This is a genomic window from Colwellia sp. 6M3, assembly GCF_014077595.1.
Taxonomy (GTDB): Bacteria; Pseudomonadota; Gammaproteobacteria; order Enterobacterales; family Alteromonadaceae; genus Cognaticolwellia.
In genome coordinates, this window is the sequence record NZ_JACGWF010000004.1 from 90,780 (window position 1) to 101,444 (window position 10,665).

Consider the following 10,665-nt stretch of genomic DNA (forward strand, 5'->3'; position numbering starts at 1 on the left):
CGCTTGATGAAGCAAGAAGTAAATATATTGAAAAATGAATGTGATAAGTCAGTCGACGTTGCCGACGAAACTAATCTAGTGGTTGGTCCTGGGCATATACTTAAAGAAGCGCGTGAATTGCGTGGTTTAAGTGAGCAAGACGTTGCTAATAAACTCAATTTTAGAATACGTTTAGTGCAAGATATTGAGATCAATGTTTTTGATCGTAGTTTGCCTGAAGCTTTTAATCGTGGATACCTGAAAAATTACGCTCAATTAGTTCATGTTTCAGAAACCCTGGTACTCAATAGTTATGACCAATTAGCTGAAGCACAAAGTCAGTGTGCAGGAATGCAAAGTTTTTCAAAAGGCACAGAAAAACAGGCTGAGCATAAAATGTTAATGTGGATAACCTATCTCATTTTAGCAATATTGTTTACTGCAACCGTAGTTTGGTGGCTTCAAACACCTTCAGAGCAACCAGAGCCTTTAATAACTGATAGCCTTGAAACGGTAACTGAACAAAATAGTACAGTTCAGAGTGGACCTTTAGTTAATGAAAATAACTTGGCAGATTCAGTTATTGACCAGAATGTTTTAACTTCTCCCCAAGTACCTAACGATGTTAATGATGAAATAGATACAGCACCAGAAAATGTTGCTAATAGAGCGCTTGTTAATGCTGAAGTTATGCCATTAATTGCCGATTCAGCTTCGACTAAAGTCAACGAAACGGTTGCGGCCAATGTTGAAAATAAGCTTGATGAAAGTATCGATTCATTAGTTTCTAATGTTGTTTTTACTTTTTCGGGTGACTGTTGGGTTAACATATATGATGCGACCGGCGAAAGAATTGCCTGGGGTGTTAAAAAGTCTGGCTATGTTATGCAAATTTCTGGTCAAGCTCCTTTTTCTATCACATTAGGTAAACCTGAGTTAGTGCAAATAGATTATAATGACGTACCGGTGGATATGACGGCATTTAATGCAGGAAATATTGCCAAGTTCTCACTTCCTATGGTGCCTTAATTCGGTCATTTTTTGTTTAATTAATATAACAATATTGAAATTTTATTATGTTTAAAGAATCTCCTATTATTCGTCGAAAGTCCCGTCAAATCATGGTTGGCAATGTGCCCGTTGGTGGTGATGCACCAATTACGGTTCAGTCTATGACCAATACACTAACGACCGATGTTGCAGCAACGGTAGCACAAATCAATGCTCTTGAAGCGGTTGGTGCAGACATTGTCAGAGTTAGTGTACCTACTATGGATGCGGCTGAAGCATTTCGAGAAATTAAGCTACAAACTAATATTCCATTAGTTGCAGATATTCATTTTGACTATCGAATTGCCTTGAAAGTAGCTGAATACGGCGTTGACTGTTTGCGTATCAATCCAGGTAATATTGGTCGTGAAGACAGAGTTCGCTCTGTAGTTGAATGTGCTCGTGACAATAACATTCCAATTCGTATTGGTGTCAATGGCGGCTCGTTAGAAAAAGATATACAAGAAAGATATAAAGAACCAACGCCTGAGGCATTGCTAGAATCGGCTATGCGTCATGTTGACATTCTTGACCGCTTAAATTTTCATGAATTTAAAGTCAGTGTAAAAGCTTCAGACGTTTTTCTTGCCGTGGGTGCGTATCGTTTATTAGCCAAGCAAATTGATAATCCATTACATCTAGGTATTACAGAGGCTGGTGGTTTACGCTCAGGCTCTGTTAAATCATCAGTAGGACTAGGTTTATTGCTCGCTGAGGGTATCGGCGATACATTGCGAGTATCATTAGCCGCTGATCCTATCGAAGAAATTAAAGTGGGTTTTGATATTTTAAAATCTTTAAAGCTGCGTAGTCGTGGTATCAACTTTATCGCTTGTCCAAGTTGTTCACGCCAAGAGTTTGATGTTATTTCAACGGTAAATGCTTTGGAGCAACGCGTTGAAGATATCATGACACCAATGGATGTTTCGATTATTGGTTGTATTGTCAATGGTCCAGGTGAAGCTTTAGTATCTGACTTAGGCTTAACCGGCAGTAGCAAGAAGAGTGGATATTACCTTGATGGTATACGACAAAAAGCGCGCTTTGATAACAATAACCTTGTTGACCAGCTTGAACAACGAATTCGCGCAAAAGCTAAGATGCTTGATGCGAGTAATCAAATAGCAATACAAGAACTAGATTAATTAAGCTTAATTCATTACGCTAGCGGCTGTTATTTACGTTTGATAGCAAACTGCCTATACTATGCACGATAAATAATGGCGCTCGACAAAAGTATAATTTGTATAAGCGAATGAATTAATAACTGAATAAATAACTGAATAAATAAACATTAGCGAGAAAATGATACGTGAGTAAAGCATTACAAGCCATTAGAGGTATGAACGACTGTTTGCCAGCAGAAACAGGTGTTTGGCAAATGGTAGAAACAGTATTACGCCGAGTTGCCAGTAATTACGGCTTTGCAGAAATACGTATGCCTATTGTAGAGTCAACGGCATTATTCAAACGCTCTATTGGTGAAGTTACCGATATTGTTGAGAAAGAAATGTATACCTTTGACGATCGTAATGGCGACAGCTTAACATTACGACCTGAAGGCACGGCTAGTTGTGTTCGAGCAGCTAATCAACATGGTTTACTGTATAACCAAGAGCAACGCTTATGGTATATGGGGCCGATGTTTCGCCATGAACGTCCACAAAAAGGGCGGTATCGTCAATTCCATCAGTTTGGCCTAGAAGCCTTTGGTATAGCTACACCGGATATTGACGCTGAAATTATTATGTTAACGTCACGATTGTGGCGGGAACTTGGTATCAATGAGTTTGTCACACTAGAGTTAAACTCTTTAGGATCGAACGAAGAACGTGGCAAATATCGAGATGCACTTGTGGATTTTTTATCTGAAAAAGAACACCTTTTAGATGAAGACAGTAAACGTCGAATGCACACTAATCCATTGCGTGTTTTAGACAGTAAGAACCCAGACGTACAAGCGGCATTAACGGGTGCACCTAAATTAGCCGATTACTTTGGTGAAGAGTCTAGTGCACATTTTGCCTCAGTTTGTCAGCGCCTAGATGCTGCAGGGATCAAGTATGTAATAAATGATCGCTTAGTTCGTGGTTTAGATTATTATAATCGTACTGTTTTTGAATGGGTTACATCTAGCTTAGGCGCTCAAGGTACTATTTGTGCTGGTGGGCGTTATGACGGTTTAGTAGAACAATTAGGTGGTAAATCGACACCAGGTGTTGGTTTTGCACTAGGTATTGAACGATTAGTACTGATGTTAACCAGTTTAGAAAAAGCGAATAATGTAAGAGCCCAAGTTGACGCTTACGTTATTATGTTAGGCAATGACGCTGAAATAGCAGGTAATGGCTTAGCAGAACAATGGCGAGATCAAGTACCAGATATAAGATTACAATGTCACTGTGGTGGTGGCAATATGAAAAAACAAATGAAGCGTGCGGATAAATCGGGTGCCCAAATAGCATTGATTCTTGGTGAAGATGAAGTAGCTCAAAAAACGGTAACTGTAAAATATTTGCGCGGACAACAAGAACAACAAAGTTTGTCACTTGAACAAGTGTCAGACCTTTTAACAAATTTACTTTAAGGGTTAGTTTTGGATATACATCAAACAGAAGAACAACAAGTAGAAGCAATCAAAACGTTTTGGAGTGAAAACGGAAACGCAATTATTGCTGGTTTAGTTATTGGTTTTTCAGGATTTATTGGCCTTAATTACTATAACGACTATCAATTACAACAAGAGCTTAATACTTCAGAAGCTTATCAAACAATGATGGAAGCATCGACTGAAGAGGGTGCCAACTTTGAAGCAGCGGGTAATGCTTTCATTGCTGAAAACGATGCCTCTAGTTATGCCATGCTAACGTCAATTGCTTTAGCTAAAGAAGCCGCTGAAAACCAAAACTGGGAAAAAGCTGAAACATATTTATTGACAGCTATTGAAAAGTCAGTTGATGACGGTATTAAAGCTATTGCTACTGTGCGTTTAGCGCGAGTGCAATTACAGTTAGAAAAATACGAAGCAGCGTTGGCAACATTAGCGCCTGAATTACCTGATTCATTCGACGCTAGTGTTGAAGAAATCAAAGGTGATATTTACTTTAAACAAGGTAAATCAGAATTAGCACGTACAGCTTACCAAGCGGCTATTGATGGTGCTAGCGATAGCAGCAACCCTGCTTTACAAATGAAATTAGATAACCTAGCGCAAGTTATTAACTTAAACAAATAGAGAGTGATATAAGCATGTTTATGAGTAAACGCTTTAATAAAAACCTCCTTGTTATTTGTTTTCTAGCACTCGGTATTTCTGCGTGTTCTTCAACAGATGATGAAGACGAAGATCTAAAGGTTGCAGAGTTAACAGAAATAAAGGCATTGTTTGAACCTGCTGTAAAGTGGGACGCAAGTGTTGGTGATGGTGTTGGAGATTACTTTTCCCGTATTCAACCTGTAGTTGCTTACGGTAAAGTTTTTAGCGTAAGTCGCGACGGTGAAGCTTACGCTTTTGATGAAAAAACAGGTAAGCAAGTTTGGTATGCTGACTTAAGTGATATTGAAAATAAACGTGGTTTTTTTGATGATAAAGAACCTGCGCTCATTAGCGGTGGTGTTGTTGCAGGCATAAACAAAGTTTTTTTCGGTAGTGAAAATGGCGCGGTTATTGCGCTTGACGCTGACAAGGGCAAACTATCTTGGGAAGGTAAAGTTAAAGGTGAAGTAATAGCAGCACCTGCTTTAGATTCTGGAAAACTTGTGGTCAATACTGCTTCGGGTGTGATGAAAGCATTCAATGCTTCAAATGGTCAAGACGACTGGCAAATTGAACAAGATGTTCCACCATTAACGTTGCGTGGTATCAGTGCGCCGGTAATTGCCGGTGGTGGTGTAATTGTTGGTTCAGCTGACGGTTCTTTATCTGTTTATTTACTTGAACAAGGTCGCCAAGGTTGGACAGTAGATATTGGAGAAGCGGCAGGCTCAACTGAGTTAGAGCGAGTTATTGATGTTGATTCAACGCCATTAATCTACGGTGATAACATTTATACTGTTTCGTCACGTGGTAATTTAAGTGCAGTTGAGTTACGTTCAGGACGAGTATTATGGCAACGTCAATACTCTTCTTACCGTGAAGTTTCGATCAGTGGTAACAGCCTATTTTTAACCGACGTTAAAGGTCATGTATATGCTATCGATCGTAATAATGGTTTAGAGCTTTGGAGCCAACTATTATTCTCTAATCGCGGCCTCACAGGACCTGTTCCTCAAGGTAATTATGTAGTGGTCGGTGATTTTGAAGGTTATTTGCATTGGTTAGATCAAACTACGGGTGAAGTAGTTGCTCGCCATCATGTTGATGGTAGTGGAATTCATGCAACTCCAACGGTTGAAAATAATGTTTTGTATAGCCAAGCACGTAATGGTGATTTAGAAGCGATTACTATTTCAAAATAAGATATTCATTTAGCCGGTTAAAAATAATGGGCTAGTTAAATATTTAGGCTAAAATTATAAACGGCTCCAGTGCAAAATGTGCTGGAGCCGTTGTTTATTAATAACACTAATATCAAATTAGTGTAAAAAGAAATTTGAGGTGAACATGCTTCCTGTAGTAGCACTTGTTGGGCGACCTAATGTCGGTAAATCAACACTATTTAATAGATTAACGCGCAGTAGAGATGCTTTAGTTGCCGATTATCCTGGTTTAACTCGCGATCGCCAATACGGAAAAGCGGAAGTTGAAGAACATCCTTTTATCGTTATTGATACCGGTGGTATTGAAGGTAACGAGAAAGGTATCGATGCCCTAATGGCAGAGCAATCATTGATCGCTATTGATGAAGCTGATGCTGTGTTGTTTATGGTAGATGCAAGAGCGGGTTTAACTTCTGCTGACCAAGGCATTGCGAGTCATTTACGTAAGCAAGATAAAAAAGTATTTTTAGTAGCCAATAAAGTAGACGGTATAGATGCCGACTCTGCCGTTGCTGACTTTTATTCTTTGGGGTTAGGCGATGTAGTTCATCAAATTGCGGCTGCACATGGCCGTGGGGTAACACAACTATTAACTTTAGCACTAACGCCTCATATCGAAGAACTTGGTAAGCCAAAAGCTCAAGAAAATGATGAATTTGACGGCGAATATGACGAAAATATCGATCATGAAGCACTCGACCAAAAAAATATTGATGAAGCGCCTGAAGAAACAGACACCATAAAGTTAGCAATAATTGGTAAACCTAACGTAGGTAAGTCAACGTTAACCAATCGTATTTTAGGTGAAGACAGAGTTGTAGTATTTGACATGCCTGGTACAACTCGCGATAGTGTTTATATTCCAATGGAACATAATGGCCGCCCATACACACTTATTGATACCGCGGGTATTCGTCGCCGTAAAAATGTTACCGATATTGTTGAAAAGTTTTCTGTTATTAAAACCTTACGCGCAATTGAAGACGCTAATGTTTGTTTGTTGATCATTGATGCTCAAGAGGGAATTAGCGACCAAGATTTAAGCTTACTTGGCTTTATTTTAGAAGCTGGACGATCATTGGTACTAGCGGTAAATAAATGGGATGGCTTAGATGATCATGTTAAAGATCGTATTAAGTCAGAATTAGATCGCCGTTTAGGCTTTATTGATTTTGCCCGTATTCATTTTATTTCGGCGCTACATGGTACAGGTGTAGGTCATTTGTACGAATCAGTAGAAGAAGCGTTTGTTTCAGCGACTAAACGTATATCTACTTCTATGGTTACCAAAATTTTAGATATGGCAGTGTTTGATCATCAGCCTCCTATGCATCAAGGCCGTCGTATAAAACTAAAATATGCTCATGCTGGTGGTTATAACCCACCTATTATTGTCATTCATGGCAATTTAGCAAAAAACTTACCACTTTCTTATAAACGGTATTTAATGAATTACTATCGTAAATCATTGAAAATTATGGGTACGCCGATTAGGATTGAGTTTAGAGAAACGTCTAATCCGTTTGCAGGTAAGAAAAAACTAACCTATACCGAACAAAAGAAAATGGCGCGTGCAACTCAAGGTTATAAGAAAGACTAAGATATTTTTTAATGATAGAAAACTGACTACTGAATGTCAGTTTTTTTATCACTAAATTTTGTATAAAATTAAAGCAAAGTATATTGCGTTAGCGTCTATATTCCGCTAATGTAAATTCTCTAAGCATCTTATTTAACAGTATTATTTTGTTGCATTAAGACTAAACTTTTTGGAAATGTATGTCTGATACTTCTGCGAAAATTGAAACGGTAGCACGGTTAAATAATAACTTAGCGCTATTACATCCCGGTTCTGTTGTAACATTAGATATGTCGACTCCCGCAGGACAACGCGGAAAATTTCGTTCAACTTTTATTGGTTATTTGCAGAAACACTACGTTTTAGTGCAATACCCTGACAGCTCAAAAATGGGCAGTTTCGCAAAATATATTGCACCTGGTATGGGTGTAACGGTACGTGGTTTAATTGAAGGGCATGAAGGAGCGGTAGTTGCCTTTATTTCTAATGTGAAACAGTCAATTCAAATACCATCACGTATTTTAGTACTAGAGTTTCCACGCGAAGTAAGTTTACAAAACTTACGGGCTTCTATGCGTATTGAAACCTATATTAAAGCTAAAACTAATATTAAAGATGAGTATTGGGGATCAATAATTTCTGATATTTCTATTTCTGGTTGTAAGCTCATGATCACTAATGGAGAAAAGCTTACTTTAACTGATGATAAGCCAGTAGAAATTATTATTGAAGATTTTCAGGGCTTAAAAAACCTTAAGCTTGAAGCTGAAGTTTGTAATAGTAAAATTCAAACGGGTGGCGTATTACTCGGTGTTAAATTTAGCGACTCAAGTAAAACAGAAGTGACTAAACTATTACAAGAAGCGGTATTATTATCTGGTTAACTTGCTTTCACCGCTATTACTTTAGCCTCTATTACACCGTCTGAAACTTCCACTTTAATATTATTTTCAATAGTAATATCTTTGATACTTTTAATCATTTCTCCCTGTTCGGTGCGAGTTATGCTGTAACCACGAGCAATCGTTGCTAGCGGGCTAACGATATGTAGCTGTTCGCATTGATGAGCAAAAGACTCTCTTTTAAGCATTAATAATCGTTGCTGTGCAATACTAAGTTGTGTTTTTAGTTGCTCACAATACAGTAAATTTCTTTTTATCTTGTTAGCCGGGCTCGCATTTAAAAGTCGTTGCTGGAGATAGCCCGGTTGGTGCTTAACTTGATTAAGTTTTCGAGATATAAACCCTTGCAAACGTAAAGTGAGTTCATCCGATTTTTGTTGTTTATTTTGTAATTGATGTTCAGGGTGAACTTGACTTAATCGGTGGTTTAAATTTACCACAGAGAACCTTGAACGTTGTATTTGTTGTTTAATCGCTAATTGAGCACGACTGAGAAGAGCCTTAACGCTATTGATTCGTTCATCAACATCAGCAGAAACGAGTTCGGCTGCAGCAGAGGGGGTTGGGGCCCTTAAATCAGCCACATAATCAGATAATGTGGTATCTATTTCATGACCCACGCCACTGATAGTGGGTAATCTGGATTGAAAAATAGCACGTGCCACTATTTCTTCATTAAAAGCCCATAAATCTTCTAAAGAACCACCGCCACGTGTTATTAATAATACGTCTACCTCGTTGCGTTGATTTGCCAAAGCTATTGCCTGAGCAATATCATATTTAGCCTGCTCGCCTTGCACTAACACGGGGTAAATAATAACTTTTAATAAAGGGTTTCTACGGTTAAGTACCGTGATGATATCTTTTACCGCAGCACCGGTAGGGGAGGTAATTATACCTACCGTTTGAATTAATTTAGGGATGACTTGCTTGTAATGTAATTCAAATAAGCCTTCGCTATGAAGTTTATCTTTTAATAATTGATATTGTTGCCGTAATAGACCTTCACCAGCAGACTCCATTTGTTCGATAATAAGTTGGAAGTCGCCTCTAGGTTCGTACAATGATACTTTGGCCCTTACTAAAACCTGCTGACCATTTTGCGGTTGTATTCTTACTTTGCGATTATTGCCTTTAAACATGGCACAACGAACTTGTGATTTTTGATCTTTAAGTGATAAATACCAATGTCCTGAGCTTGCCGCAATAAAATTAGATATTTCGCCACATAACCAGACCGTATTTAACTCACTTTCTAGAATAAAACGTACTTTTTTAGTGAGTTCACTTACTTGAAGAATATGCTGTTGAGCCATAAATACGTTACTTTTATAATATTAAGAGGAAATGAAAGTGTCATTATTGAGTATTATATATTTGTTTAGCCAAGCATCGACAGTTTATTTTCGATTAATTGCAATTATAAGTTTACCTTAGCAGGGAAAACGGTTAAAATTCTGCCGCAATATTTCCTCCCTAACCACTCATTTTAGAGAGATGTTGCGATGTTAAGAATTGCCCAAGAAGCGTTAACTTTTGACGATGTTTTACTAGTACCTGCTCATTCTACGGTACTGCCTCATACTGCCGATTTAAAAACCAAATTAACTCGAAAGATCAATTTAAATGTTCCTATAATCTCTGCGTCGATGGACACAGTGACCGAAGCGCGTTTAGCTATTACCTTAGCACAAGAAGGTGGCATAGGTTTTATTCATAAAAATATGACCATTGCTGAACAAGCCAAAAATGTTTCTCAAGTAAAGAAATTTGAAAGTGGTATTGTTTCAGATCCTGTCACTGTTAATCCAAGTGCAAGTATCCTAGATACTATGCGTTTAGCTGATGAGCTTGGTTTTTCTGGCTTCCCTGTTGTTGATGAAAAAAATAAATTGGTCGGTATTATTACCGGTCGTGACTTACGTTTTGAAACTGACTTAGAAAAGCCGGTTTCAGCATTGATGACTAAAAAAGATAAATTGGTCACCGTTAAAGAAGGTGCTTCACGCGAAGAAATCTTATGTTTGATGCATGAACATCGCATTGAAAAGATCTTGATGGTAGACGATGCCTTTACACTTAAAGGCTTGATCACAGTTAAAGATTACCAAAAAGCTGAAAGCAAACCTAATGCATGTAAAGACGAGTTAGGTCGTTTACGTGTTGGCGCAGCTGTTGGTGTTGGTGCAGGGACAGACGAACGTATTGACGCGCTTGTTGCTGCTGGTGTTGATGTTCTATTGATTGATACATCACACGGTCATTCACAAGGTGTAATTGACCGCGTTGCTGAAACACGCACTCGTTATCCTGATTTACAAATTATCGCAGGCAATGTTGCTACTGGCGCTGGTGCTAAAGCACTGGCCGATGTTGGTGTTGACGCGGTAAAAGTTGGTATAGGCCCGGGTTCTATTTGTACTACTCGTATTGTTACCGGTGTAGGTGTACCGCAATTAACCGCTATTTCAAATGCTGTTGAAGCTTTAAAAGGTACGGGTATTCCTGTTATTGCTGATGGCGGCATTCGCTTCTCGGGCGATATTGCCAAAGCACTAGTTGCCGGTGCACATTGTGTGATGGTGGGTAGCATGCTCGCAGGTACGGAAGAAGCACCTGGTGAAGTCGAACTTTATCAAGGTCGTTACTATAAGTCATATCGCGGCATGGGGTCTT

At 38.6% G+C, this 10,665-nt stretch carries 9 protein-coding genes; 8 read left to right on the forward strand and 1 reads right to left on the reverse strand.

From position 1 onward, the window contains the following. The first annotated feature begins 6 nt into the window (after positions 1–6). The 7 genes from H4J50_RS02025 to H4J50_RS02055 all read left to right on the forward strand — a co-directional run bounded on the left by H4J50_RS02025 (position 7) and on the right by H4J50_RS02055 (position 7,971). Entirely contained in the window at positions 7–1,008 is a 1,002-nt protein-coding gene (locus tag H4J50_RS02025) for a RodZ domain-containing protein (protein ID WP_182254117.1), read from the forward strand. A gap of 47 nt (positions 1,009–1,055) precedes the next feature. Then, positions 1,056–2,174, forward strand: coding sequence for a flavodoxin-dependent (E)-4-hydroxy-3-methylbut-2-enyl-diphosphate synthase (ispG, locus tag H4J50_RS02030; RefSeq protein ID WP_108457085.1), 1,119 nt, complete (start codon positions 1,056–1,058; stop codon positions 2,172–2,174). Positions 2,175–2,341: 167 nt separating this feature from the next. After that, a complete protein-coding gene (gene hisS, locus H4J50_RS02035; protein WP_182254119.1) occupies positions 2,342–3,616 on the forward strand; it encodes a histidine--tRNA ligase in 1,275 nt (424 codons plus the stop codon). Between the two features lie 9 nt (positions 3,617–3,625). Then, positions 3,626–4,264, forward strand: a complete 639-nt coding sequence (locus H4J50_RS02040) for a tetratricopeptide repeat protein (RefSeq protein ID WP_182254121.1) — start codon at positions 3,626–3,628, stop codon at positions 4,262–4,264. A 20-nt stretch (positions 4,265–4,284) separates the two neighbouring features. Further along, complete coding sequence (gene bamB / locus H4J50_RS02045) at positions 4,285–5,487, forward strand: outer membrane protein assembly factor BamB (RefSeq protein WP_259366136.1); 1,203 nt, start codon at positions 4,285–4,287, stop codon at positions 5,485–5,487. A 145-nt stretch (positions 5,488–5,632) separates the two neighbouring features. Then, positions 5,633–7,108, forward strand: a complete 1,476-nt coding sequence (gene der, locus H4J50_RS02050; protein WP_182254125.1) for a ribosome biogenesis GTPase Der — start codon at positions 5,633–5,635, stop codon at positions 7,106–7,108. Between the two features lie 179 nt (positions 7,109–7,287). After that, positions 7,288–7,971 (forward strand): flagellar brake protein, encoded by a 684-nt coding sequence (locus H4J50_RS02055; RefSeq protein ID WP_182254126.1) that lies wholly within the window; start codon positions 7,288–7,290, stop codon positions 7,969–7,971. Here H4J50_RS02055 and xseA read toward each other — a convergent pair. Continuing rightward, positions 7,968–9,305, reverse strand: coding sequence for an exodeoxyribonuclease VII large subunit (gene xseA, locus H4J50_RS02060; RefSeq protein WP_182254128.1), 1,338 nt, complete (start codon positions 9,303–9,305; stop codon positions 7,968–7,970). The genes H4J50_RS02055 and xseA overlap by 4 nt on opposite strands. A 189-nt stretch (positions 9,306–9,494) precedes the next feature. Between xseA and guaB the strand changes: the two genes are divergently transcribed. Beyond that, positions 9,495–10,665 (forward strand): IMP dehydrogenase (gene guaB / locus H4J50_RS02065; protein ID WP_182254130.1); only part of this gene is annotated, 1,171 nt, incomplete at its 3' end.

Excerpts from the sequence above, each read along its gene's own strand:
- xseA (WP_182254128.1), bottom strand. The coding sequence starts at position 9,305 with ATGGCTCAACAGCATATTCTTCAAGTAAGTGAACTCACTAAAAAAGTA.
- der (WP_182254125.1), top strand. The coding sequence starts at position 5,633 with ATGCTTCCTGTAGTAGCACTTGTTGGGCGACCTAATGTCGGTAAATCA.
- H4J50_RS02025 (WP_182254117.1), top strand. The coding sequence starts at position 7 with ATGAAGCAAGAAGTAAATATATTGAAAAATGAATGTGATAAGTCAGTC.
- H4J50_RS02055 (WP_182254126.1), top strand. The coding sequence starts at position 7,288 with ATGTCTGATACTTCTGCGAAAATTGAAACGGTAGCACGGTTAAATAAT.
- bamB (WP_259366136.1), top strand. The coding sequence starts at position 4,285 with ATGAGTAAACGCTTTAATAAAAACCTCCTTGTTATTTGTTTTCTAGCA.
- ispG (WP_108457085.1), top strand. The coding sequence starts at position 1,056 with ATGTTTAAAGAATCTCCTATTATTCGTCGAAAGTCCCGTCAAATCATG.